This window comes from Pantoea brenneri, assembly GCF_038594305.1.
GTDB lineage: Bacteria > Pseudomonadota > Gammaproteobacteria > Enterobacterales > Enterobacteriaceae > Pantoea > Pantoea brenneri.
Window position 1 is genome coordinate 1,769,084 of the sequence record NZ_JBCGBG010000001.1, and the last position, 25,876, is coordinate 1,794,959.

The 25,876-nt window shown below is 56.1% G+C and carries 23 protein-coding genes; 4 read left to right on the forward strand and 19 right to left on the reverse strand.

Features of this window, described 5'->3' with window-relative positions; genetic code table 11:
- The 5 genes from AABB92_RS08280 to AABB92_RS08295 form a co-directional block, all read right to left on the reverse strand.
- On the reverse strand, window positions 1-1,143 hold the full coding sequence (locus AABB92_RS08280) for a PQQ-dependent sugar dehydrogenase (RefSeq protein ID WP_031377012.1): 1,143 nt from the start codon (window positions 1,141-1,143) through the stop codon (window positions 1-3).
- A 740-nt stretch (window positions 1,144-1,883) separates the two neighbouring features.
- A complete protein-coding gene (locus AABB92_RS08285; protein WP_031377013.1) occupies window positions 1,884-2,837 on the reverse strand; it encodes an Rpn family recombination-promoting nuclease/putative transposase in 954 nt (317 codons plus the stop codon).
- Window positions 2,834-3,007: an Hha/YmoA family nucleoid-associated regulatory protein gene (locus tag AABB92_RS23445; protein WP_152659102.1), complete on the reverse strand. Its 174-nt coding sequence runs from the start codon at window positions 3,005-3,007 to the stop codon at window positions 2,834-2,836. The genes AABB92_RS08285 and AABB92_RS23445 overlap by 4 nt, the downstream gene beginning before the upstream one ends.
- Window positions 3,008-3,079: 72 nt before the next feature.
- Window positions 3,080-3,739: a DUF3313 domain-containing protein gene (locus AABB92_RS08290; protein ID WP_031377014.1), complete on the reverse strand. Its 660-nt coding sequence runs from the start codon at window positions 3,737-3,739 to the stop codon at window positions 3,080-3,082.
- A 137-nt stretch (window positions 3,740-3,876) separates the two neighbouring features.
- Window positions 3,877-4,512: a carbonic anhydrase gene (locus AABB92_RS08295; RefSeq protein ID WP_031377015.1), complete on the reverse strand. Its 636-nt coding sequence runs from the start codon at window positions 4,510-4,512 to the stop codon at window positions 3,877-3,879.
- Window positions 4,513-4,888: 376 nt separating this feature from the next.
- On the opposite strand from AABB92_RS08295, the gene rimO reads away from it, so the two are divergent.
- Entirely contained in the window at window positions 4,889-6,220 is a 1,332-nt protein-coding gene (gene rimO / locus AABB92_RS08300) for a 30S ribosomal protein S12 methylthiotransferase RimO (protein WP_046288425.1), read from the forward strand.
- Between the two features lie 60 nt (window positions 6,221-6,280).
- On the opposite strand, the gene AABB92_RS08305 is transcribed toward rimO, so the two are convergent.
- From AABB92_RS08305 to AABB92_RS08330, 6 genes are read right to left on the reverse strand one after another with little or no spacing between them, the layout of a single operon-like run.
- Complete coding sequence (locus AABB92_RS08305; RefSeq protein WP_031377016.1) at window positions 6,281-6,730, reverse strand: DUF4385 domain-containing protein; 450 nt, start codon at window positions 6,728-6,730, stop codon at window positions 6,281-6,283.
- Window positions 6,727-7,632 carry a glutathione ABC transporter permease GsiD gene (gsiD, locus tag AABB92_RS08310; RefSeq protein WP_031377017.1) on the reverse strand — a complete coding sequence of 302 codons (906 nt, stop codon included), beginning with the start codon at window positions 7,630-7,632 and terminating at the stop codon, window positions 6,727-6,729. Before gsiD ends, AABB92_RS08305 begins: the two co-directional genes overlap by 4 nt.
- Complete coding sequence (gene gsiC / locus AABB92_RS08315) at window positions 7,629-8,558, reverse strand: glutathione ABC transporter permease GsiC (RefSeq protein WP_031377018.1); 930 nt, start codon at window positions 8,556-8,558, stop codon at window positions 7,629-7,631. Before gsiC ends, gsiD begins: the two co-directional genes overlap by 4 nt.
- 46 nt (window positions 8,559-8,604) lie before the next feature.
- Window positions 8,605-10,140: a glutathione ABC transporter substrate-binding protein GsiB gene (gene gsiB, locus AABB92_RS08320; RefSeq protein ID WP_031377019.1), complete on the reverse strand. Its 1,536-nt coding sequence runs from the start codon at window positions 10,138-10,140 to the stop codon at window positions 8,605-8,607.
- A gap of 54 nt (window positions 10,141-10,194) precedes the next feature.
- Window positions 10,195-12,051: a dipeptide ABC transporter ATP-binding protein gene (locus tag AABB92_RS08325; protein WP_031377020.1), complete on the reverse strand. Its 1,857-nt coding sequence runs from the start codon at window positions 12,049-12,051 to the stop codon at window positions 10,195-10,197.
- 9 nt (window positions 12,052-12,060) lie between these two features.
- On the reverse strand, window positions 12,061-13,020 hold the full coding sequence (locus AABB92_RS08330) for an isoaspartyl peptidase/L-asparaginase family protein (RefSeq protein ID WP_046288426.1): 960 nt from the start codon (window positions 13,018-13,020) through the stop codon (window positions 12,061-12,063).
- A 266-nt stretch (window positions 13,021-13,286) separates the two neighbouring features.
- On the opposite strand from AABB92_RS08330, the gene moeA reads away from it, so the two are divergent.
- Entirely contained in the window at window positions 13,287-14,522 is a 1,236-nt protein-coding gene (gene moeA, locus AABB92_RS08335) for a molybdopterin molybdotransferase MoeA (protein ID WP_031377021.1), read from the forward strand.
- Complete coding sequence (gene moeB, locus AABB92_RS08340; RefSeq protein WP_031377022.1) at window positions 14,523-15,284, forward strand: molybdopterin-synthase adenylyltransferase MoeB; 762 nt, start codon at window positions 14,523-14,525, stop codon at window positions 15,282-15,284.
- 34 nt (window positions 15,285-15,318) lie between these two features.
- On the opposite strand, the gene AABB92_RS08345 is transcribed toward moeB, so the two are convergent.
- From AABB92_RS08345 to mntR, 7 genes are all read right to left on the reverse strand, one after another.
- Window positions 15,319-16,911 carry an ABC-F family ATPase gene (locus AABB92_RS08345; RefSeq protein ID WP_046288427.1) on the reverse strand — a complete coding sequence of 531 codons (1,593 nt, stop codon included), beginning with the start codon at window positions 16,909-16,911 and terminating at the stop codon, window positions 15,319-15,321.
- Window positions 16,912-17,089: 178 nt separating this feature from the next.
- Complete coding sequence (locus AABB92_RS08350; protein WP_031377023.1) at window positions 17,090-17,491, reverse strand: H-NS family histone-like protein; 402 nt, start codon at window positions 17,489-17,491, stop codon at window positions 17,090-17,092.
- An 876-nt stretch (window positions 17,492-18,367) separates the two neighbouring features.
- Complete coding sequence (locus AABB92_RS08355) at window positions 18,368-19,900, reverse strand: efflux transporter outer membrane subunit (protein WP_046288428.1); 1,533 nt, start codon at window positions 19,898-19,900, stop codon at window positions 18,368-18,370.
- Between the two features lies 1 nt (window position 19,901).
- Complete coding sequence (locus AABB92_RS08360) at window positions 19,902-21,470, reverse strand: DHA2 family efflux MFS transporter permease subunit (protein ID WP_031377024.1); 1,569 nt, start codon at window positions 21,468-21,470, stop codon at window positions 19,902-19,904.
- Window positions 21,467-22,612: an HlyD family secretion protein gene (locus tag AABB92_RS08365; RefSeq protein ID WP_031377025.1), complete on the reverse strand. Its 1,146-nt coding sequence runs from the start codon at window positions 22,610-22,612 to the stop codon at window positions 21,467-21,469. The genes AABB92_RS08360 and AABB92_RS08365 overlap by 4 nt, the downstream gene beginning before the upstream one ends.
- 151 nt (window positions 22,613-22,763) lie before the next feature.
- Complete coding sequence (locus tag AABB92_RS08370) at window positions 22,764-23,873, reverse strand: SLC13 family permease (RefSeq protein WP_031377026.1); 1,110 nt, start codon at window positions 23,871-23,873, stop codon at window positions 22,764-22,766.
- 21 nt (window positions 23,874-23,894) lie between these two features.
- Window positions 23,895-24,353 (reverse strand): manganese-binding transcriptional regulator MntR, encoded by a 459-nt coding sequence (gene mntR, locus AABB92_RS08375; RefSeq protein ID WP_046288429.1) that lies wholly within the window; start codon window positions 24,351-24,353, stop codon window positions 23,895-23,897.
- A 258-nt stretch (window positions 24,354-24,611) separates the two neighbouring features.
- Between mntR and AABB92_RS08380 the strand changes: the two genes are divergently transcribed.
- Window positions 24,612-24,803: a hypothetical protein gene (locus tag AABB92_RS08380; RefSeq protein ID WP_031377027.1), complete on the forward strand. Its 192-nt coding sequence runs from the start codon at window positions 24,612-24,614 to the stop codon at window positions 24,801-24,803.
- Window positions 24,804-25,196: 393 nt separating this feature from the next.
- On the opposite strand, the gene ompX is transcribed toward AABB92_RS08380, so the two are convergent.
- Complete coding sequence (gene ompX / locus AABB92_RS08385) at window positions 25,197-25,709, reverse strand: outer membrane protein OmpX (protein WP_031377028.1); 513 nt, start codon at window positions 25,707-25,709, stop codon at window positions 25,197-25,199.
- Window positions 25,710-25,876: the final 167 nt, after the last annotated feature.

The window sequence follows — 25,876 nt, forward strand, 5'->3', positions numbered from 1 at the left end:
CTAGCCGCGGGACGCAGTGGCGTCCTGCGCTAACCCGACTTTCAGCAATTTGCCGTTGGCTTCATCGGTCAGCACATAGAGATAGCCATCCGGCCCCTGACGCACATCGCGAATACGTGCGTTCTGATCGCCGAGCAGACGCTGCTCTTCAACGACCTTCTCCCCGTTTACGCTCAGCCGGATCAGGTTTTTCTCTTTCAGCGCGCCGATAAACAGCGAATTTTTCCACTGCGGGAAGCGGGCACTGTTATAAAACGCCATGCCGCTGATGGCGGGCGAATCTTTCCAGTAATAGACCGGCTGTTCGGTTCCGGCTGCATGACTCCCTTTCGATTCCGGTACTTTGTCGCCACTGTAATCGATACCGTAGGTCGCCAGCGGCCAGCCGTAGTTTTTACCTTTACCGATGATGTTGACCTCGTCACCGCCACGCGGACCATGCTCGCTTTCCCACATCGTTCCGGTCCACGGATTAAGCGCCAGGCCCTGCGGATTACGCAGGCCATAAGCCCAGATCTCCGGGCGCGCCCCGCTCTGCTTCACAAACGGATTATCGTCAGGCACGCCGCCATCCGCATTCAGCCGCAGCAGTTTGCCCTGCAGCTTATCGAGATGCTGCGCTGTGCTGCTGGCAAAGTTATCGCCAAACGCGATCCACAGAAAACCCTGCTTATCGAATGCCAGGCGGGTGCCGATATTATTGCCGCTGGAGAGCATAGGCGTCTGGCGAATCACCACGCGGAAATCGCGCAGTTGCCGGTTATCCTCGCTCAGCGTCCCGACACCCACCACCGCACCGGCCTTCCCGCTGCTATTGGCTTCGGTATAGCTCAGCCAGACGCGTCGGCTGCTGGTGAAATCGGGTGCCAGTACCACGTCCAGCAAGCCGCTCTGGCGCTGTGCCCAGACCGGCGGCACGCCAGAAATCGGCTGTGACAAGCCACCCTGCGGGGTCCAGCTGCGCAGCTGGCCGCTGCGTTCCGTAATCAGCAGAGTCTGGTTGTCCGGCAGAAACGCCACGGACCATGGATGTTGTAACTTATCCTGCAATAGCTGGACCTGTACCTGTGGTTCTGCGGCCAGCAGCGGCGTGGCACACAGTAGCGAACCACTGAACAACAACGCGTGAGCGAAACGAGCCATAGCGATCTCCTGACGGGATGGGATGCCCTTAAGCGTAGTCAGCCACTCTGCGATGATGTTGAGGATTTACAAAAGATTAAACAGGGCGACGCCCTGAAGATGTGGGGAACAGGCTACCAGCAATGCCAGCCGTAGCCCGGTTTTCGTTTCATCTTCGGAGACACAGGGAACACTTCACGAGGCAAGCAGCATCAACCCTGAATCGTGGGTCCGTAGCTGAAACCGGGTTGCTCTCACTGAACAGCCCTGGGCGAGCCTGAGAGATTTCCACTAACCGCAGGTCAGTAAATCATCATCTTATGCCGGTATGTGTGTGGACAAGATGATAAGGAGTTCATCCGGCAATCACTGTCTTAAGGCCCGCGAACAGTTCCTGAGGATGTTATTCGCCAGGGTCAGGCAGGAATCCGCCGCAACGTCACCCTGTTTACCCGACATCACAGCTATAACTTTTTTTCAGCCTGATAACCCAGCCATTACGTTACGACTGTGCTCAGCGGGGCCAGCAGGTTCACTACCCGTCGCCTTCCAGCCAGTCGGCTGGCACTGAGGATAGCGGGCGGTAAATGACAGGTATAAAAAAACCCGACGGGTGAGATCGGGTTTTATTAGTTTTCCGGTATCAGCTTAACGCTCTGACCGGCGAAAAACGGTCCGCATCTGGCGCGTTTAATTTTTGCTGTTACCGCTAATAAATTCATCATAAATCTGACCTTCCTTACCCAACCGTTCGGCAGGTTTTAGTGTCGGATTTGGGCCAACTCGTCTGCTGAGAGGCCGGTCATTTTCATGACGGTGTTACGGTCAATGCCGTTCTGCAGCATGGTGCGGGCAATTTTCAGCGTGGCTTCGCGCTCGCCTTCGGTACGGCCTTCCTGCTTACCAAGCTGAATGCCTTTCTCAATACCTTTTTCAATACCTTTCTCGATGCCCTTCTGCTCCAGCTGCTGTGCGATGGTCATAAGTGCCTCTCCGTATTGCGGCACACGCTGTGCCAGTTCGCGAACAAAGGCTTCGGAGTCAGCTGACTCGCCTGCCTGCAGTAAATAGTGTATCAGCGCTGTTACCTGGGGTGAAGAAAGATAATCCGCCATCAGTAACGTGGCCAGACGATCGGTCAGGCTGGCGATGTCTCGCTGATGAATATGCTTTTGTAACAGCGTCAGCGCCGCCATGCTGCGGTGTTCCATAATCTCATCGTCCGGAATGACCGTTACATCGACCAGGGGAAAGGCGCTGTTGTAGAGACTTTCCGCCAGCACCGGATCACTGAATTCATCGAGCCAGCGCGTTGAGTACGGATACGGACTGCGCTTGCCGGTATAAAACAGGACCGGTATCACCAGTGGCAGCGTTTTATGACCAGCCTCAAGATGCCGCTGCATAGCAGCCACAGCGTAACGCAGGAGCCTGAACGCCATATGCCTGTCCGGAGTGGATTGATGTTCAATCAGCACGTGAATGTACCCGTCGCCGGCAGTAGTCTTCAGGCTGTAGAGAACGTCGCTAAAGTACTGGCGCAGATCGTCTTCAACGAACGAGCCGGATTCCAGCTTCAGAGTTCTGAGGTCACAGATAGCACGCAGTTCTGCGGGCAGGTGCAGTTCCATAAAGTCACGGGCAATATCCGGCTGGGTGAGAAACTGCCGGAAAGTGGCATCGTGAGGCGTAGGCGTGCTGTTCTTTTTTTTCATCGTTCCTGACTCTGACAATCACCGGTGCAGGGTACCACAGACCCGATCCAACACCACCGCAGCGCTGACCGGACCAAATGCCAGACCGAGGGAGGAACAGGGTCGGACGGCCTTTTCAACGTCAGTTCGGTAAGCCGGTGATCGGCAGCAGCATAAATGATGACGGTGATCTCCGCTTACACGGGGAACAGCCGCGCTGACGGCCGTTTAAAAGCCGAATACCAGCCGTTAAACTCGCCGGGTCACGGCGCGTTAAAGCTTACCGTGTCACGCACCATGATATTGATACCCGGCTTCAGGTCTTCAAAAGTGATCGGCGTATTGCTGTTGCTGACCGTTTTGCCAAACGCTTTGCGCACTACCCGGATCAACGGTTTCCCGGTCACCGCGTCACTGGCTTCTATTTCCAGAAACAGCTCGCTGTTCTGGGTACGGTGTCCCGACGCCGCCATAGTGGTCGCCACCACCGCCGCAACCGGCACCACCTCGTAGAATTGCACGCCTTCATTCTCTGCAGATACAGCCGTGATGGCGGCCCGCACTTTCAGGGTGTGCGGCGTAGCCTGATTAGTCAGCGGCCGACGGGTGGCGATCGCGCCTTTTAACTGAATGTCGGTATAGCTCAGCACCTGATCCAGCGTTTGCTGGCTGACACGTGCGGTAGGATGGGCTGCCGGATAGTAGACCAGCGGGGTATAGAGCACATCTTTATACTGACTACTTTTGTAATCGGGCGATATCCAGCGCAGGGTCGGTTGACCGCTGGCCGACTCAGTCGGCTGCAACTGGCTGTAATCGCTTAAGAAACCAGAGTATTGCTGCTTCTCTGTGACGTGAGAAGTGCAACCGCTGAGCAGCAGGGCAGAGACCGCCAGCAGAGCAGCAACAGATGTTTTACGCATTATCAACTCGCTTATGTCGGAAAGGTTTAAGCAAGCATAGATAAGCCTGACGGGAAATGCTGAAAAATAAGTGTGCTTCTAATGGGTTATGTGCGCGGGGCCGGAATAACCCGCTGCAGCGCAGCGGGTGCAACGGCTTACTCGAAACAGGTGTCTGGATTTTCAGACAGGGTAATAAACTGTTTACCGCCGTGGGTCAGCGCCATGATGGTGCCGGTTTCAATATCGTAAACCCAGCCATGCAGACGCAGTTTACCGTTACGCAGCGCCACCGATACGGAAGGGTGGGTTTTCATGTTGTTAAGCTGGGCGATGACATTCTCTTTCACCATCTCATTCAGCTTTTTCTCTGGCGATTCATATTCGCGCTGCTCTACCACCGCTTTCGCCGCATCGGCATAGCGCAGCCAGTGTTCGACCGCTGGCATGGTGTCCATGCAGGCGCAGGATGCGATGGCATTCATCGCGCCACAGTTGGAGTGCCCACAGATGATAATGTCGGACACGCCCAGCGCGACCACGGCATATTCGATGGTAGCGGAAACGCCGCCTGGCTCCGGACCAAATGAAGGCACGATGTTGCCCGCGTTGCGGATAACGAACAGCTCTCCTGGCTCCTGCTGCGTCACCAGTTCCGGTACCAGTCGGCTATCAGAACAGGAGATAAACAGCGCTTTGGGATTTTGATTTGACGCCAGGCTTTTGAAAAGATCCTTCCTTTCAGGAAACACATTCTGCTGGAAATTCAGAAATCCATTGATGATCTCTTTCATTATTTAGCTCTCACATTATCCACGTCGTTACCTGAAGGGCATAGCCCCTTCAGTGTTGATTTGCCCGTTTATTATTAATGAAAACAAGTGAATATCAACCAGCGATTTCCTAAGGGTGCGGTCTGACCCGCTGTGTCAGCGTTTCGCTTTGATGATGATGCGCATGGCAAAAGCGGAATTTCTTTTTATAGCACGGTCAGTTACTGGAAAATGACAGCGCCAATCAGACGGTGTTTCTGGCCCGGTCAGCGGCCGCGATTTTACCGGTTTTTTCATACCTTTACACGGCGCTAAACCCTTACAGATAACGCTACAATTTTTTCAGCAACACAGGTAAAATCCCGCGCCATCGCTGTGCTGAACCGGAAACAGAGCTATGTCTACTACAATAAAAACTTTGCCGCCACGGGTCGGATTCGTCTCGCTCGGCTGCCCAAAAAACCTCGTTGACTCCGAGCGCATCCTCACCGAACTGCGCACCGAGGGCTATGATGTGGTGCCGCGCTATGACGATGCTGAAATCGTGATTGTAAACACCTGCGGATTTATCGACAGCGCGGTTCAGGAGTCGCTTGAGGCGATTGGCGAAGCGCTGAATGAAAACGGCAAAGTGATTGTCACTGGTTGTCTCGGCGCTAAGGTTGATCAGATTCGTGAAGTGCACCCGAAAGTGCTGGAAATTACCGGTCCACACAGCTATGAGCAGGTTCTGTCGCACGTGCATCGCTACGTGCCAAAGCCTCAGCACAACCCGTTCCTCAGCCTGGTGCCGGAACAGGGCGTGAAACTGACGCCGCGTCATTATGCTTATCTGAAAATTTCCGAAGGCTGCAACCATCGCTGCACCTTCTGCATCATCCCATCAATGCGTGGCGATCTCGACAGCCGCGCCGTCGGTGAGGTACTGGATGAGGCCAAACGGCTGGTCGAAGCGGGCGTTAAAGAGCTGCTGGTGATCTCGCAGGATACCTCAGCCTATGGCGTTGATGTGAAACACCGCACCGGTTTCTGGAACGGCTCGCCGGTAAAAACCAGCATGGTCAGCCTGTGTGAGCAACTGGCGAAGCTCGGCGTGTGGGTGCGTCTGCACTACGTCTATCCCTACCCGCACGTCGACGAAGTTATTCCGTTGATGGCGGCCGGCAAAATCCTGCCCTATCTCGATATTCCGTTGCAGCATGCCAGCCCGCGCATTCTGAAGCTGATGAAGCGTCCTGGCGCGGTGGAACGCACGCTGGAGCGGATTAAGCGCTGGCGTGAAATCTGCCCGGAACTGACGCTGCGCTCCACCTTCATTGTCGGCTTTCCCGGCGAGACCGAAGAAGATTTCCAGATGCTGCTCGACTTTATCAAAGAGGCGCGTCTCGATCGGGTAGGCTGCTTCCAGTACAGCCCGGTGGAAGGCGCGACCGCCAACCAGCTGCCCGATCCGGTCGACGAGGCGGTGAAGCAGCAGCGTTACGATCGCTTTATGCAGCTGCAACAGCAGATCTCAGCTGAACGCCTGCAGGAGAAAGTCGGACGTGAGATTCTGGTGATGGTTGATGAAGTGGACGAGGAAGGCGCGATTGGCCGCAGTATGGCTGATGCGCCGGAAATTGACGGCGCGGTCTACCTTAACGGCGAGCGTAACGTTAAACCGGGCGACATGCTGCGGGTCAAAGTTGAGCATGCCGATGAGTACGATCTCTGGGCGAGCCGCGTTTAATCCCGGCATTGAATGGCGGCGCGCAGTGATGCCCGTTGCCGCATCGGGCCTTATTCGCGCTTAACCATACTGCTGCTGATGCGCTTTCTTGCGTGTCAGATAGTCCTCATCGGCCCGGATCCGATCCCAGTAGCCTTTAAAGATGGCCGCCGCCGCGGCCTTTTCTTCATTCACGCCACGCGGTAATTCTTTACCGTCAGCATCATATTTTCGTCCGCCCTGATGATTGCTGTAGCGACGTGCGCGGGTGTAGCCCATCTGAATAAACTTACGCGCCATATCCATGCCGACAAAATCATCCTGCTGACGATACGCCTCAAACAGCGCCATGATTTTCTCCGCCGACGCTTCGGCAATCGGTACGGTACGAAAACGCCAGTACGGCAGGATTTCGCTCTTATAGGGCTCGACCATCAGCACCCCCTGCTCCCCACGTCCGACCTGATAACGTTCGGGATGCTGGCGGAAGTCGATGGTGCTGAAGTCCTGATCATAATCGAAAGGTTTCATGTCTTGAGTTTAGGATCCAACGCGTCGCGCAGCCCGTCTCCGAGTAAATTAAATGCCAGAACGGTGAAGAAGATCGCCAGGCTGGGGAAAATCGCCACGTGCGGCGCAATCACCATATCGGCACGCGCCTCGTTCAGCATGGCGCCCCATTCTGGCGTCGGCGGCTGCGCGCCCAATCCGAGAAACGACAGGCTGGCGGCAGTAATGATAGAGGTGCCGACGCGCATGGTGAAATAGACCACAATCGGTGAGACGGTACCCGGCAGAATATGCCGCATGATAATGGTCCAGTCAGAGGCGCCAATACTGCGTGCTGACTCAATGTAGGTCTGATGCTTCAGCACCAGGGTATTACCGCGCACCAGGCGGGCAAACGCCGGAATGCTGAAAATCGCTACCGCCACAATCACGTTGCTCATTCCGCTGCCCATGATCGCCACCACCGCAATCGCCAGCAAAATACCGGGAAAGGCAAACAGCACGTCGCAAACGCGCATGGTAATGCGGTCCCACCAGCCTTCGTAATAGCCTGCTAACAGACCAAACAGCGTACCAATCAGCGCGCCGATAGCCACCGAGAAGAAACCGGCAATCAGTGAAATGCGGGTTCCCACCAATACCCGGCTGAAAATATCGCGGCCGAGTGAATCGACACCAAACCAGTGCAGCAGTGAAGGCCCGTCATTCAGCCGGTCGTAATCGAAATAGTTTTCAGCATCAAACGGCGCCACGTAAGGGGCGATAAACGCCAGCACAATCAGCAGCAGCACAAACAGTCCGGCCAGCAGCGCCACCGGCTGCTGCCGGAAACGCCGCCAGAACTCGCGCCACGGCGTGCGTACCCGGTTCTCCTTGATCAGCGGCAGGGTTTTCAGTGCCGCATCGCGTCGCCAGTTTTTCATCGCGATTCCTTAAAGCGAATGGCGGGATTGATCACCGCATACAACATATCAACCATCAGATTGATCAGAATAAACTCCAGTGAAAACAGCAGCACTTCCGCCTGAATCACCGGATAGTCGCGCATTGACACCGAATCGACCAGCAGTCGTCCCAGGCCTGGCCAGTTAAATACCACCTCAACCACGATCGATCCGCCCAGCAGGAAACCGAACTGCAGGCCCATCATGGTCACCACCGGGATCATCGCGTTACGCAGTCCGTGTTTCACCACCACCAGCGACTCGCGCACCCCTTTCGCGCGCGCGGTACGCATATAATCTTCCTGCATCACTTCGACAAACGAGGCGCGGGTGAAACGCGCCATCACTGCCGCCACCGCCGCACCGAGAGTAATCGACGGCAGAATATAGTGTTGCCAGCTTTCTGCCCCGACCGTCGGCAACCAGCCCAGCTCCACCGAGAAAATCTGCATCAGCAACATGCCAAGCGCAAAAGCCGGAAACGAAATGCCGGAGACCGCCAGCGTCATGCCGAGGCGATCGGGCCAGCGATTGCGCCAGACGGCGGAAACAATGCCGATCGCCATACCAAAAATCACGGCCCAGACCATGCTGGTCAGGGTCAGCCATAAGGTCGGCATGAAGCGCGAGGCGATCTCATCCGCCACCGGCCGTTTTGATACCATCGACTGACCGAAATCGCCCTGCAATGCATTGAGAATAAAGTGCCAGAACTGCTGCGGCAGCGGCAGATCAAGTCCAAGCTCCTGACGCACCAGCGCTACCACCGAGGCATCCGCCTCCTGTCCGGCAATCAGACGCGCCGGATCGCCCGGCAGCAGGTGAACAAACAGAAACACCAGCACCGCAACAATCAGCAAGGTGGGGATCAGCCCCAACAGCCGTTTAAGAAAATAGTTAAGCATGCAACATCCTGCAGCTGCGGCCAGCCGCGTGGGCTGGCCGGCTCCGTTACTTCAGACTGGCCTCATCAAAATTGAATGAGGTATCGGGCATCACATAAAAACCGCTGAGATTTTTGCTGTTGGCGGACACCAGTTGCTCAACCACCAGCGGGATCCACGGATGATCCTGCCAGATGGTGTCCTGGGCATCTTTATACAGCTGGGCCTTCTGCGCGCGATCGGTGGTTTTCAGCGCATCCGCCAGATCCTTATCAACCTTAGGATTGCTGTAAAACGCGGTGTTGAAGATCGCAGGTGGCCAGGCGGCAGTGGCAAACAGCGGCGTCAGTGCCCAGTCGGCTTCACCGGTTGAGGCGGACCAGCCGGTGTAGAACATCCGCACGCCGCTCTCTTTCTGGCCTTTGCCTTCAACTTCGGCCGCACGCTGTCCCGCATCCATCGCGGTGACCTTAACCTTCACGCCGACCTGCGCCAGCTGCTGCTGCGTGAACTGCAACACTTTCTGCGCGGTGCTGTGATTGTGTGATGACCAGAGGGTGGTTTCGAAGCCGTTGGGGTAGCCCGCCTCTTTTAGCAATGCTTTGGCTTTAGCCGGATCGTAGCTGATGGCCGGATAGTGTTGAGCGAAGTCGATGGCCGGCGGGACGATACCGGTGGCCGGGGTGGCATAACCAGCAAAGGCCACCTTCGCCAGCGCCTGGCGGTTGATGGCATACTCCAGCGCCTCACGTACTTTCGGGTTGTCGAACGGCTTCTGGGTAACGTTGAGGCTGATGTAACGCTGCATAATCGACGGTGTGGTTACCACCTCGAGCTTGCTGTTTTTCTCCAGCAGTTTGGCCTGCTCATAAGGGATCGGGAAGGCAAAGTTGGCTTCCCCGGTTTGCAGCATCGCCGCACGGGTATTGTTATCCACGATCGGTCGCCAGGTAATGCTGTCCAGCTTCGGATAGCCCGGCTTCCAGTAGCCGTCCCACTTCTTCACCTTGACGAAGTCGGTCTGGTTCCAGGTTTCAAACACAAACGGGCCGGTCCCGACCGGATGGAAACCGATATCCTTGCCATATTTTTTCAGCGCGGTCGGTGAAATCATCGCCGCCGCCGGGTGGGCCAGAATGTTAATGAAGGCCGAGAACGGCTGCTTCAGGGTCACTTTCACCGTGGTCGGATCGATCACTTCGGTAGTGGCGATCTGCTTAAACAGGTTATAGCGTTTAAGGTGGTTATCCGGGTTGCTGGCGCGGTCGAGATTGACCTTGACCGCTTCGGCGTTAAAGTCGCTGCCGTCCTGGAACTTAATGCCCGGGCGGAGCTTGATGGTGTAGGTCAACCCATCCGGACTGGCCTGATAGCTCTCCGCCAGCACGTTGGTCAGCTTCATCTGTTTATCAAAACCAAACAGCCCCTGATAAAACGATTTGGCGACCGCCTGCGACAGCGTGTCGTTGGCGTCATACGGATCGAGGGTGGTGAAGTTGGACGCGACGGCAATCACCGCATCCTGCGCCGCCCAGGCGGGCAATGTGAGGGCGCTACTTAATACGCCAGCCGCCACTAACCCTTTACGCATCGTCATCTGCATCTTGTTCTCCTGTAATCCCTGTCGGGTGGGTCGCCGAAGCGATATCTTCACTATTCAGGTCGCGCTGATAACGTGGCGGGCGACAAAGTGCCCCGGCGCCACTTCCATCAACGGTGCCACTTCAGGTTCATCCCCTAACGCATGGATTGGACTGGGGATCTCATCAACCATTAACGCGCGTTCCCGGCGATGGTGCGCCGGATCGGCAACCGGGACGGCGGCCATTAGTTTTCGGGTATAAGGATGCTGTGGCTGCTCAAATACCGCCTGACGCGGCCCCATCTCAACAATCTGGCCGAGATACATCACCGCCACGCGGTGACTGATGCGTTCCACCACCGCCATATCATGCGAAATAAACAGAAACGCGATACCAAATTCGCGCTGTAAATCGAGCATCAGGTTGATGATCTGCGCCTGGATCGAGACATCGAGTGCCGAGACCGACTCATCCGCAATCACCACCTTCGGATTAAGTGCCAGCGCACGGGCAATACAGATGCGCTGCCGCTGGCCGCCTGAAAATTCGTGCGGATAGCGCTGCGCGTGCTCCGGCAGCAGCCCGACCTTTTCCAGCAGCCAGGCCACTCGCTGTTCCGCTTCACGACGCGGCATCACCTTGTGCACCAGCAGCGGCTCCATGATCGAGAAGCCTACCGTCAGTCGCGGATCGAGCGAGGCGTAGGGATCCTGAAAAATAAACTGAATGTCACGCCGCAGATGTGCCAGCGCCGCGCCGCTGAGGTTATCGATGCGTTGACCGTTGAAGGTCAGCGTCCCGCCCTGGCTGGCCACCAGCCTGAGCAGTGAACGGCCGGTGGTCGACTTACCGCAACCGGACTCGCCGACCAGCGCCAGCGTCTCACCGGCATAGAGATCGAAACTGACTTTTTCGACTGCGTGCACCCGGCTTTTCACCCGGTTAAACAGCCCACCGCGAATATCAAACCGCGTCACCAGATCGCGGACCTGCAGAATCGGCGGCTGGTCACGGCGCACGGTATCCTGCGGCGTCTGCTGCTCTTCCCCGCCGTGCAGCAGCGGGAACTTAGCGGGCAGTGGCTGACCGTGCATCGAGCCGAGCTTAGGGACCGCCGCCAGTAACGCCTGGGTGTAAGGCTGGCGGGGCGCGCTAAACAGCTGGGCTGCCGGCGCATTTTCCACCACTTCGCCGCGATACATCACCTGCACCCGATCCGCCATTTCCGCTACCACGCCCATATCGTGGGTGATAAAGATGACGCCCATCTGCATCTCTTTTTGCAGTACGCGGATCAGTTGCAGGATCTGGGCCTGAATGGTGACGTCGAGCGCGGTGGTAGGCTCATCGGCAATCAGTAACGCCGGTTTACAGCAGAGCGCCATGGCGATCATCACTCGCTGACGCATCCCGCCGGAGAGCTGATGCGGAAAGCGGGACAAAACATTTTGTGCATCCGGAATACGCACCAGGTCCAGCATATGGCGTGCTTCTGCCAGCGCCTGGGCGTGGCTTTTGCCCTGATGCAAGCGAATCGATTCGGCGATCTGTTCACCAACGGTAAACACCGGATTGAGCGAGGTCATCGGCTCCTGAAAAATCATCGCCATATCCGCGCCGCGTACCCGCCGCATCTGACCGGCCGGGGCGCGCATGATATCCAGTACCTCACCGTTGCGGCGGCGCAGCTGTACCTCACCGCGAACCGTTGCGCCGTTTTGCTCAATCAGCCGCATCAGCGCCAGCGAGGTGACAGACTTACCGGAGCCTGACTCGCCCACCAGCGCCAGGGTTTCGCCGCGAAACAGATCGAGGGAGAGATGGCGTACCGCCTCGGTCACCGTGCCCTGATGCTGAAAATGCACACTGAGATCGCGTACCGCCAGCACCTGGTCGGGCGCCAGTGAGGGTAACGCCTGCCGATCGCTCATGCCTGCTCCTTAACTGTCACGGTAGATGGCCACATCGGCCGCCTCGCCGACCCGTGCCACCGCCCGGTACATTCCTTCGCTATTGAACGGCAGCGCCACGTTACCTTCGCGATCGACCGCAATCAGGCCGCCGCTGCCGCCCAGCTCCAGCACGCTATCGTGAATCACATTGACGCTGGCCTGCTGAAGCGTGCGGCCGGCGTAACGCATCTGCGCCGCCACGTCGTAGGCGGCCAGAGTACGGATAAAAACTTCGCCGGTGCCGGTACAGGAGACCGCCACGCTGTCGTTGCTGGCGTAGCAGCCCGCGCCCGGCAGCGGGGAATCACCGACCCGTCCGGTCTGTTTATTGGTCATGCCGCCGGTCGAGGTCGCCGCAGCCAGATTGCCATTAAGATCGAGCGCCACGGCACCCACCGTGCCAAATTTGCGGTCCGGGTCGAGCGGATCGCCATCGCCGGCAGCGCCATCGTGATCCAGCACCGTTTCGTCGCTGTTTAGTGCGCGCTGCAACTGCTCCCAGCGTTCTGGCGTCGAGAAGTAATCTGCCGCCACCGGCTGCAGGCCCTGCGCCTCGGCGAACTGCTCAGCACCTTCGCCGATAAACAGCACATGCGGACTCTGTTCCAGTACCGCGCGCGCCGCCAGCACCGGATTGCGTACCCGACTGACGCCCGCCACGGCCCCGACATCCAGCGTGCGGCCATCCATCACGCAGGCGTCCAGCTCATGGGTGCCCTGATGGGTAAACACCGCGCCTTTGCCGGCGTTGAACAGCGGACACTCTTCCAGCTGGCGTACCGCTTCTGTTACCGCGTCGAGTGCGCTGGCACCCTCAGCCAGCATCTGCTGACCGTGCGTCACAATATCCAGCAGGGCCTGGCGATAGTGCTGCTCCTTTTCGGCGCTCATCGCTGAGCGCGTAATTGCGCCCGCTCCCCCATGAATGGCGATAACTGCTTTGCCCATAACGCTCTGCCCTGTGGTTGCATCAGCACGAAAAACACTGATTTAGAATGGTTTTAATCCATTTTCGGTAATTTTTGACTATAGAAAGCCTGCTAAGTGTTGTAAAGAAGAAACTGTTCCGATGGTTATAACCTTTTCACCCGGCCATATTTCACTTTAGTGGCAGGCGCGTGCCTGGCAGAGAGCAGAGCGCGGATACCGATGTGACTCAGCGGACAAATCCCACCATAATAAGCAGCATCTGAGATAACCCAACTGGAATAACCATGGAAAGCTTTACTGCAGGATTGATCTCCCTTGAGGAGGCACAACAAAAAATGCTGGCGCAGCTGACGCCGATCACTGACACGCTGAGCGTCCCTTTGACCGAAGCGGCCGGGCGGATCACTGCCGTGGCCGTCACCTCACCGATTGCGGTACCGCCGTTTGATAATTCAGCGATGGATGGGTACGCGGTGCGGCTGGCGGATGTCAGCCGCGGTGAGCCACTGCCAGTTGCCGGTAAAGCGTTTGCCGGCGCGCCGTTCAGTGGCGAATGGCCGCTGGGCAGCGTGGTGCGGATCATGACCGGCGCCCCGCTGCCGCCAGGCTGTGAAGCGGTGGTGATGCAGGAGCAGACCGAAACCCGTGGCGATGCGATTGTGATTACCGCGCCGGTGCGCGCCGGACAAAATATTCGCCTGACCGGTGACGACATCCAGCCCGGCCACGTGGTGCTTGAAGCCGGTGTGCGGCTCGGCGCGGCTGAACTGCCGCTGCTGGCTTCACTCGGTATTGCGCAGGTTGAGATCGTGCGCAAACTGCGGGTGGCGATCTTCTCTACCGGTGATGAGTTGCAGCCGGTTGGTCAGCCGCTGGCGGCCGGACAAATTTACGATACTAACCGCTTCGCGGTGTCGCTGATGCTGCACAAACTGGGCTGTGAAGTGATCGACCTCGGCATTATTAAGGACGATCCTGCGGCGCTGCGTGCAGCGTTTGAGGAAGCCGATCGTCAGGCTGACGTGGTCATCAGTACCGGCGGCGTGTCGGTCGGCGAAGCCGATTTCACCAAAAGCATGCTGGAGCAGCTCGGCGCCATCAGTTTCTGGAAGCTGGCGATCAAACCTGGTAAGCCGTTTGCCTTTGGTCGACTCGCCAGTAGCTGGTTCTGTGGGCTGCCGGGCAATCCGGTTTCCGCTGCGGTCACTTTTTATCAACTGGTACAACCGCTGCTCGCCGCTTTAACCGGGCAGAAGAAAGCGGTGCTGCCACCGCGTCAGAAGGTGCGTAGCGCGTCGCGTCTGAAAAAAACGCCGGGCCGGCTCGATTTTCAGCGTGGGGTGCTGCAACAGAATGCTGAGGGCGAACTGGAAGTGCAGACCACTGGCATGCAGGGCTCACACGTCTTCAGCTCATTTGCGCAGGCTAACTGCTTTATCGTGCTGGAACGCGATCGCGGCAACGTTGAGCCGGGCGAATGGGTCGAGGTAGAGCCGTTTAATGCGCTGCTGGAGGGGTAAATGCTGCCTGAGCTAACCGATGAAGAGATGCTGCGCTACAACCGGCAGATCGTGCTGCGGGGCTTCGATTTTGACGGCCAGGAACGGCTGAAAGCCAGTCAGGCGCTGATTGTCGGTTTGGGTGGACTGGGCTGTGCCGCCGCGCCTTATCTGGCATCGGCCGGGGTCGGCAGGCTAACGCTGCTCGATTTCGACAGCGTGTCACACTCTAATCTGCAGCGGCAGATCCTGCATCATGATGCGGATATAGGCCGTGCCAAAGTTGAATCCGCCGCTCAAAGCCTGGCCGCGATCAATCCCCACTGCCAGCTGCAGCCAATCCACGGCCAGCTGGACGATACGGCGCTGCTGGCGCTCATCGCTCAGCAGCAGGTGGTGCTGGACTGTACCGATAATGTGGCGGCACGTGAGCAGCTTAACCGGCTGTGTCGTCAGCAACGGGTGCCGCTGGTATCCGGCGCGGCGATTCGGATGGAAGGCCAGATCAGCGTGTTTAACTGGCAGCCAGGTACGCCCTGCTATCGCTGCATCAGCCGGCTGTTTGGCGAACAAACCCTGAGCTGTGTCGAGGCAGGCGTAATGGCGCCGCTGGTTGGCGTGATAGGTGCGATGCAGGCCATGGAGGCGATTAAGCTGTTGGCGGACTACGGCACGCCCGCCACCAGCCGGTTGCTGATGTACGATGCGTTAAGCGCAGAGTTCCGGAGCATGAAGGTGGCGCAGGACGCGCAGTGCGAAGTGTGTGGCGCGCAGCACCGATGAAAAAACGGGGTAGCCTGCGCTACCCCGTCCGGTATCAGACGATGCCCTGACTACGCAGGTAATCTTCGTAGTTGCCGGTGAAGTCCACCACCCGATCCGATTTGATTTCCATCACCCGGGTCGCCAGCGAGCTGACGAATTCACGGTCGTGTGAAACGAAAATCAGCGTCCCTTCGTACATCTCCAGCGCCATATTAAGTGACTCAATCGACTCCATATCGAGGTGGTTAGTCGGTTCATCCATAATCAGGATGTTCGGTTTTTCCATCATCAGCTTACCGAACAGCATGCGACCTTTTTCACCACCGGACAGCACTTTGGCCGGTTTCTTAATATCATCCTGCGAGAATAACAGGCGGCCAAGAATACTGCGCACGCTCTGCTCATCGTCGCCAGCCTGTTTCCACTGACTCATCCAGTCAAATACTGTCAGGTCATTGGCGAAATCTTCGGCGTGATCCTGAGCGTAATAACCGATGCGTGCATTTTCTGACCATTTAACGCTGCCGCTATCGGGGTTCAGTTGGCTGACCAGCGTTTTAAGCAGGGTCGATTTACCAATACCGTTGGCACCGATTACCGCCAGTTTTTCGCCCACTTCCAGCAGCAGGTTTAAATTCTTAAACAGCGGACCGTTATCAAAGCCTTTGGTTAAGCCTTCGACTTCCAGCGCATTACGGAACAATTTCTTGTCCTGTTCAAAACGGATAAACGGGTTCTGACGGCTGGAGGCTTTTACCTCATCCAGTTTAATTTTATCCATCTGTTTTGCGCGCGAGGTTGCCTGACGGGATTTAGAGGCGTTGGCGCTAAAGCGGCTGACAAAAGATTGCAGATCGGCAATCTGCGCTTTTTTCTTGGCATTATCGGCTAACAGACGTTCACGCGCCTGGGTCGCTGCGGTCATATATTCGTCATAATTGCCGGAATAGACCCGCAGCTCGCCATAATCCAAATCAGCCATGTGGGTGCAGACCATATTAAGGAAGTGACGGTCATGCGAAATGATAATCATGGTGCTGTCACGTTCGTTCAGCACCTGCTCCAGCCAGCGGATAGTATCGATATCCAGGTTGTTGGTCGGTTCGTCCAGTAACAAAATATCAGGATTAGAGAACAACGCCTGCGCCAGCAGGACGCGCAATTTAAATCCTGGAGCAATTTCACTCATCGGGCCATAATGTTGCTCAACCGGAATACCGACGCCGAGTAATAACTCACCGGCACGGGATTCGGCGCTGTAGCCGTCCATTTCACCGTAAACTGCTTCGAGGTCGGCAACTTTATAGCCTTCCTCTTCGCTCATTTCCGGCAAAGAATAAATACGATCGCGTTCCTGCTTAACTTCCCATAATTCATGGTGACCCATAATCACGGTGTCCAGCACGCTATATTGTTCAAAGGCGAACTGATCCTGACGTAACTTACCGATACGCTCATTGGGATCGTAAGAGACGTTGCCGCCTGAAGGCACCAGATCGCCACCCAGAATCTTCATGAAGGTGGATTTTCCGCTGCCGTTCGCACCGATTAAACCGTAACGATTACCGCCGCCAAATTTAACGGAGATGTTCTCGAACAGTGGCTTACTGCCAAACTGCATGGTGATATTGCTGCTAACTAACACGGCATTGACCTTTGTGAAGAGAGTGGATAGAAAAACGGCAGCTATTATGCCAGATGTGACGCAGCGCACGCCAGTCTAAGCCGCGAATTGCGGGTGGGATGATTGATATCGCGGCAGAAATAAAAAAGCCGGAGGGCCATTAAGGCCCCCCGGCTCCCACTTACAAGGATTGTGTTGATCAATCGATCAGGAAGCTGTCCAGGCTTTTACCGGCATCCAGCGCTTTTTTAATCGCTGCCGGGGTACGGCCCTGGCCAGTCCAGGATTTTTTCTCGCCGTTTTCGTCGGTATAAGAATATTTAGCCGGACGCGGTGCACGCTTAGCGCGTTTTTTACCGGTTTCCAGCGCACCTAATAATTCATTAGGATCGATGCCGTCAGCCAGCAGCATTTCACGATATTTCGACAGTTTTTCTTCTTTTTCGCGATTCTGCGTCTCTTCCGCTTCCGCTTCTTCACGGCGCTCGGTGACCACAACGTTTAATTTTTCGAGGATCTCTTCAAGATCGCTCAGTGGCAGTTCACGGGCCTGGGCACGTAATGTGCGAATATTGTTCAGAACTTTAAATGCGTCACTCATCACAATGTCCTTGTTTAAGGGGGTTAATAAAACTGTAGCGACAAGATTACCTAATTCAAATAAAAAAATAAATTATTTTTACGCTCCAGATAATTCTTAGATGTTATTTCAAAAACGCTGGCTGAATTTGAGCGGCTAATTCCTGACGTTTTATTAACGCTGAATTAACACTGAACGGCGTCTTACTTCCGTCACTGGAATCGATTACAGGCATCCTTCGCCCGCTGTGACGGGCAAAAAACACCGGTTTAAAGAGTCTGACGCCCTGTTTTTTATTTGGGGTCCGCTGCATACCAGGGCGAGATTAAAAGCGCGATTAATTTCGATCTCAGTCACAATAGTTTACAGATTAACGCGAAAAGCCCCCCGCCGCGACGCACCGTAATAGCGCAAAAGGTTCACCGTGCTGGCGCATTTTTATTAATGCCTGTGGATGGTTTAAAAATTTCGCCGTGCAGGCGCAGTTCGTCAGATAAACCTCAGGCGGACTGCGGCCGGTTAACCGATTTAACCGACGTATCGGGCCTATTAAGCAGACACATCGGCAGATGGCATACCCGACGCCGATAAACCTGGCTGTGAATAAAAACAGAAAACCCCCGCGCGGCTAACCGGGCGTTGCTAACGCTATTTATCCTGTTCAGGTAAATAATAGCCGGCGCGGTGCCCGGCCTTAGCTGAATAATAACCCTGATATTAATCCTGGTTTATTCCCGCTGACGCGCGGCCGGTAAAAATGCAGTGAACGGTGATGATTCAATGAGTTATCAGAGCGAGAAACGCGCAATGTGGGGAGGAACAGTGACTGGCAGGGTCGGTGTTGCCGGTGTAAAAAATTGCGGCGATGGCAGCCGGGTCTCTGCCACCGCCTGAAGGTTAATTCACCTCTGTCGCCGGACCAAATACCGAATACTGCGGCAGTTCGACGTTTTGATAGGTTTCCCAGCCGCCGCCCAGCGCTTTATACAGCGCGACTAAATCCAGCGCGCTCTGCATCCGCGCCTGAGTAGCCTGCTCTTCAGCCTGCGCCAGCTGACGCTGTGCATCCAGCACCTCGAGGAAGGTTGAGAGTCCCTGACGGTAGCTATCGCTGGCCAGATCGAAGGCACGCTGCAACGAACCGGTGGTCTGGTCCAGCGCGGTGACCCGCTGCTGATCGGCGCGGTAGCTGACCAGCGCATTCTCCACGTCCTGTAAGGCGGTCAGCACCGTCTGACGATAGTCGAGTGCGGCACTGGCCTGCTGCGCCCGCGCCAGTTTGACGCTCGACACCAGCCGTCCGCCCTGGAAAATTGGAATCGATAATGACGGGCCGTAGCTGTAGAAGTGACTGCTCCAGTTATCGAGATAGCTGACGTCGGTGTTGCGCACGCCAAGCTGGCCGGTCAGTGACAGGCTGGGGAACAGCTGCGCGACGGAAACGCCAATCTCCGCCGTCTGTGCATGCAGCGTCGCTTCCGCCTGACGGATATCAGGACGACGTCGCGCCAGCGTAGAAGGGATCCCCACCGGGACAAACTGCGGCAGCGGCGGGAGTGCTTTCGGCGCACTCAGTTCAGCATCCAGCGAGCCTGGCGTTTTGCCCAGCAGCACCGCTAAGCCATTCATCGCCTGACGTGCCTGCGACTGATACTGCGGCAGCTGCGCCTGCAGGCTACTGAGCTGGGCGCGGGCGTTTTCCACATCGGTCAACGGTGCCAGTCCGTTACGCTGCTGGCTCTGGGTCAGTTCGGTGGTCTGCTGCGCCACATCAATCTGCTGCTGCAGCGTCTGGATAGTACTTTGTGCGCCACGCAGTTGCAGCCAGGCACGCGCCACTTCCGCTTCCAGCGACACCAGCGCATCGTTGCGCTGCTCAATCGCCGCCTGCTGCTGGGCATTGGCGGACTCAACCTGACGGCGCACTTTGCCCCACAGGTCGAGTTCCCAGCTGGCATCGAAACTGCCCTGATAGAGCGTGACCGGCTGGGTCAGCCCATTGAGCTGGCTGGCGACATTGCTGTCGAGCTGATCGGTCGCGCCATTGGCTTTCAGCAAGCCTTCCAGCCCGAGCTGTTGGCGGTTGACTTTGGCCGAACCGTTGAGGCTGGGAAACAGGCCGCCCTGCGCCTGGCTCAGTTGCTCACGCGCCCCGGCAATGCGCAGCACCGCCTGTTGCAGCGTCAGGTTGCCTTCAATTGCACGGGCGATCAGGCTGTCGAGTTGCGGATCGTTGAAGCTGCGCCACCAGCGGGAGTTGATCGCCGCACTCTGCGGCTTAGACGCTTCCTGCGAATCCAGGCTGTTGTAGCCGCCGGGCACCGCCGGCTTCGGTGCCTGATAATCTGGCCCGACGGCGCAGCCGGCCAGCGAAAGTGCCAGCGTAAACAGGCTCAACGGTTTCAGGCCGCGAGAAGAAATAACCTTCATGTCAGTGTGCTCCTGCACTGCCTTCGCTCTTAATCGGCGACAGCAGCCAACAAAATGGAATCAAAATCAGGGCGACAATACTCAGGCCTGAGAAGACATCGATGTAAGCGAGAATACGCGACTGGGCGATCATCTCCTGATAGAGCTGACCGCTTGCCAGGGTGATGGGATCGCCTACCGCTGAGGTAAAGTCGCGAATTGCCTGCGCCCAGTGCTGAACGGTGATGTTGAACGGCTCGTTGAGCGGCGTCATGTTATGCACCATATGCGCCGAGCGCACCTGCTCACGTTCGGTGATGGCGGCGGTCGACAATGAAATACCAATCGAACCGGCGACGTTACGGAACATGGTAAACAGCGCCGAGGCGTCAGCATTGAGCCGCTGCGGAATAGTGACGAACGCGATAGTGGTGAGCGGCACGAACAGGAAACCGAGCCCGATAGACTGCGCGCTACGCATCAACACCAGCGTGGTGAAATCAACGTCGGGTGTCAGGGTCGAAGAGTAGAGGAACGCGACCGCCAGACAGCTGAAACCAAACGCAATGATGTAGCGCGTCTGCACAATCGGCATCAGTTTCAGCACCAGCGGGATGGTCAGCACAATCAGCACCGCCCCAGGTGACAGCACCAGACCGGACCAGGTGGCGGTATAGCCCAGATCCTGCTGCGCCAGCTGCGGCAGAACCACGGAGCTGCCGTACAGGATCATTGCCATCCCGGCCATCAGCAGCCCGGCCACCCAGAAGTTTCGGTCTTTCATCACCAGAATATCGACCACCGGCTTGCGGGCATACATCAGCCAGTAGACCGCCCCGACAATACCGATCACTGCCAGAATGGCGAACAGCACAATAAAGTGCGAGGCAAACCAGTCTTCGTCTTCACCGCGATCCAGCATCACCTGCAGACAGCCGAGTCCGAGGGTAATTAAGCTGATACCGATGTAATCGATCTTCAGTTTGCCCTTGGCCCATTTGCGCTCCCACGGCGGATCTTCCAGCAACTGATAGATCGCCAGTACGGTGAGCACGCCGACCGGAATGTTTATAAAGAACACCCAGCGCCAGCTGTAATTATCGGTGATCCAGCCGCCCAGCGTTGGCCCGATAACCGGTGCCACGATGATGGCGATGGAGGAGAGACCAAACGCCTTGCCGCGATCTTCCGCCTTAAAATAGTCCAGCAGCACCGACTGCTGCACCGGCTGCAAGCCGCCACCAAAAAAGCCCTGCAGGACGCGGAACAGAATAATTTGCCACAGCTCAGTGGCGATGCCACACAGGAAAGAGCAGATGGTGAACATCACAATGCAGATCAGGAAAAACTGCTTACGGCCAAACAGTCGGCTGAAGAAGGCGGAGATCGGCAGCACAATGCCGTTTGCCACCAGATACGAGGTCAGCACCCAGGTTGACTCGTCATAGCTGGAAGAGAGCGAACCGGCGATATGCGGCAGCGCCACGTTAACAATCGTGGTATCGAGGATCTCCATAAACACCGCCAGGGTGACCGTGACCGCTACCAGCCACGGATTGCTGGCCGGTTTCCAGCTCTGCGGGGCACTCATTCCACCGTCACCTTCGGTTCAACCGACAGGCCGAGCGGCAGCGGATGATTCGGGTCCAGACCTTTATCAATCACGATCTTGACCGGTACGCGCTGCACGATTTTGACGTAGTTACCGGTGGCATTTTCTGATGGGAAAGTGGAGAAGCGTGAACCGGAGCCCATCTGAATACTGTCGACGTGCCCTTCCAGCTTCATATCCGGCCAGGCATCAACGGTGATCGCCACTTTGTCGCCTGGGTTCATGCGCTCAAGCTGCGACTCTTTGAAGTTGGCGGTAATCCAGATATCCGGCGACACCAGCGAGAACAGCGAAGATCCTGCCTGTACCAGCGTGCCGAGCTGCACATTACGCTTGGTAACAAAGCCGTCGTACGGAGCGCGCACCTGGGTGTAGGAGAGATTAAGATCGGCGGTGTTGAGCTGCGCTCTGGCCTGTTCAACCTGTTGCTGACGCGCTTCAACGTTGGTTTCCTGCTGGCGAATCTGTAACTGCACCTGCGACGCTACTTCCACCTGCGCTTTCGCGCTCTGCAACTGGGCCTGAGCAGAACGTAACTGTGCCGCCGCGGTGTCAATATTGCGCTGGCTGGTGGCGCGTGGATCGACGCCGCGCTGGCGACGGTAATCCGCCTGCGCGTTAAGCAGATTCGCTTCCGCTTTGGCCTGATCGGCTAACGCCTGATCGCGCTGGGCCGGATACTGTACCCGCGACAGCGCCAGTTGCGCCTGCGCCTGGTGCAACTGAGCGACCGCCAGGCCGAGTTGGGCTTTGGCCTGATCGCGCTGCGCCTGATTATCGCTGGGATCAATTTCGACCAGCAGATCGCCCTTCTTCACCCGCTGGTTATCTTTAACCAACAGCTTAACCACATAACCGGATGCCTTCGGTGCGATGGTCACCGCATCGCCTTCGGTAAAGGCGTCATCGGTGGTCTCCTGGTTACGGGTTGAGAACCAGAACCAGAAACCGACAATCAGCATCACCACTACCACAATTGCCAGAATTATCAACGGTTTCTTGCCGGGGCGTTTGCGTTCAGGCTGCTGATCGTTATCCTGGTTATCATCAGACTGACTGTTCTTATCCGGCGCATTTTCTGCGTCCTGCTGGTGTGGATCGCGTTGGTTGTTCTCGCTCATAGTTCCCATCACTGGCTAAGGCCCTAATTCCCGGGCATAAAAGGTCTCGTTAACCTTAGATCGAAAACTGACAAAATCCAGCATAACTTTACCTAACCTGAGGAAAGGCGCACATCCTGCTACCTGGGATTGGCAGCAGGATGAAGTGGACTTATTTGAGCAACTGCAGCAACAGCCAGCCGCTGGCCATTGACCAGCCGAGTAATGGCAGGGAGAAGAGATGGAAACGCCACCAGACCGCACGATCCTGCGCCATTCGCAAGGCGATCAGGTTAGCGAGCGAGCCGGGCAACAGGCCGAAGCCGCCGATATTCACCGCCCAGGCGAGCACCTCAGACGGCGGGACTTTTTGCAGCAGCAGAATCGTGGCCGGCACGTTGCTGATCACCTGTGACAATCCAATCGCCAGCAGGTAGAGCTGTCCCTGACCGAGCTGGGCAATTGCATCAAAGTGCGCCTGCATTACCGGCAGGCGCGTTAGCAGCCAGACGTCGATGAACATAGCGATAAACACCGCCAGCAGACTCCAGTCGATGCGCAGTAACACCGGGCGCGCCATCAGCAGGAAGCTGGCGATGATCAACAGCAGCACCCAGCCGGTCACCTGCCACTCCAGCCCGGCGATAAACAGCAGATAGAGCAGCACGCTGACTACAAACAGCGGCTTCTGCCACTGCGGCTGGTGCGGATTATCGTGTTTCTCAATAGTGCGCTTCGAAAAGCTAAACCAGGTTAACAGCACCAGGCTGAGCAACAGCCAGACCGCCAGCGGCAGCATCTGCACAATAAAGCCGGCCACGCTGAGCGAGCCGTGACTCCATAACAAAATGTTTTGTGGATTGCCGACCGGCGTCAGCAGCGATCCGGCGTTAACCGCCAGCGCTTCAAAGATAATCAGCCGTGAAATCGGTAAGCGCGAGAACTTACGCAACGTCAGGGTCAGCGGCACCAGAATGAACAGCGCCACATCATTAGTCAGAAAGGTTGAAAGCAGCGCCGCCGCCAGCACCATAAACAGCGCCAGCGCGCGTTCATGGCGAAAGCGGGCGATCAGCCGTCCGCCCAGCACATCAAAATAACCGCTGGTTTCCAGACCTTTAGTCAGGATCAGCAAGCCGGTGAGGGTAATAATGGTGTGCCAGTCCACCGCACCAGGCAGATCCGGCCAGCGAAAGTCAGCCAGAAATGCCAGCACCACACCAATAACGACGAGTAAATGCAAAATCGAGTCATGCAAAAAAGATCGAAACAGCTGCGGCATGATGGCATTGCGCCTTAAGAGTTAACGGGTTTCACAGAACTTCTGGAACACGGCCAGGGTTTCATCACTGACGTGATGCTCAATACCTTCTGAGTCACGGCGGGCAGTTTCCGGGCTGATCCCCAGCGCCAGCAGGAAAGTTTCAACAATATGATGACGGGCACGGCTCTCCTCAGCCAGCTTCTCGCCCTCGCTGGTGAGAAATACGCCGCGATAAGGCACCTGCTCAACCAGTCCGGCGCTGCCGAGACGTTTCAGCATTTTTGCCACCGTTGGCTGGGAAACGCCCAATCGCGCCGCCATATCAACCTGACGGGCTTCGCCAAATTCACCAATCAAATCAGAGATTAACTCAACGTAGTCATCAATTAATTCACGACGATGCGCTTCGCGCACCTGCCGAAAACCTTCGACATGCTCTTCAATATCTTTCAGTGGTCCTTGCGGGGCAGAAACCACGCTTTTGGCACGACGACTCATTCAGCTTCCTCTTTATTATGTCCGTACTGTCACTGCCGTACGGATGTAGCTGCGCTCATTGTAAACCAGGTGCAAAGAAGCTCAAATTTTTCGTCATTAGCCTTGGCTAAATGATATAGCCAATGCTATATTTGTTGATAATGTAAGCAGCCGGTGATCAAGATCATGATCGATCCCTATCTGTTACTGTTGTTGTTTATGGGTTACGTCGCCGGACTCTGCTTACTTTTACGTCGATATTGATTGGGAGGTGATTCTATGAGCACCCTGAAATGCTGTTTAGATTGCAGCAAATGCTTCCAGGCTGAAAAGAGAACAACCACGGAGATGAAATCCTGGCTGTGCCTGCTGACGCGTTCCCCATTCACACTGCGTCTGATGTTGATTGAAAAACTACTCGGCAAAAAGCCCGAAGATCGTCGCTGTCAGAATCTGATCTGGCGCGGATAATTCTTTACCTGCCCGTTTACAGCGCCTTTCAGTGAATCACTGGAGGGCCACTTCTCTGTTTCGCTCAGATAATATTCTTCTCAGGCAACCTACCCTTCAGATAATGTTCTCTTCAGCTGTTATGCAGTTCAGATAACGTTCGCTTCAGGTAAGCTTTACTTCAGCGGTCACTGCCGCCAGACAATGTTTCCCTTGCCCCTTTCCCTGGCTGATAACCTGACACCACGCCACGTCAGATCAGGCGCGATTCGGCCTGCGGCATTGTGCTAGCTGGACAGCAGAAGCCCGCGTTAAACGGGCGGAGTGTCCCGCTTCTGCACAAGCCGTCTGGCAAGCGCGCAATAAAAAACGGCCCATAAAGGGCCGTTTTTTGGCAGGTCGTCTAAGCTAAACTTAGAAGCTGTAACCTACGCCAGCAATCCAGGTGCCAACGTCAACGTTACGGATGCGGCTCTGCTCGTAGCCCACGTCCAGTGCAACGTTTTCGATTGGGTTGAACTGCATACCAGCGCCGTATGAGAAACCTACGTCGCTGCTATCAGATTTGTCACGTGAAGCGGTGTCGTTCTGCTGGAATTTACCATAGCCGATACCCACAACACCGTAGATGCTTGCCCAGTCGTTCAGACGGTAAGCAGGACCACCAGTGATGCCGTAGTATTGACCTTTGTTGTAAAAGCCATCTTCGGTACGATCTTTTTCGGTGTAGGTGAATGAGCCGATCCAACCCAGTGGGTTAGAACCGTCTTCATAGCGGTATTTCAGGTTGAAGCCGTTAGCTTTGTTAGCCACGCCCTGGTAATCGCTCTGAGCATAGCCACCAGTTACGGTGCTCTGTGCCATTGCTGAACCTGCAGATACTGCCAGTACACAGGCTAATGCTGAAAGACATGCAATTTTTTTCATAACCACCTCAAATGTGAAAATACTTCTCTCCTGACAACGCTGAAAATATAACAAAAAATAGCGAGAAACTCTGCCCGCATTTTGTTGTCTAACAGAATGTTTGGTGTAACAGGAAGTTAATGCAACAACCTATGTCATTCATTTTTCTTATAAAAACCGTCATCTTC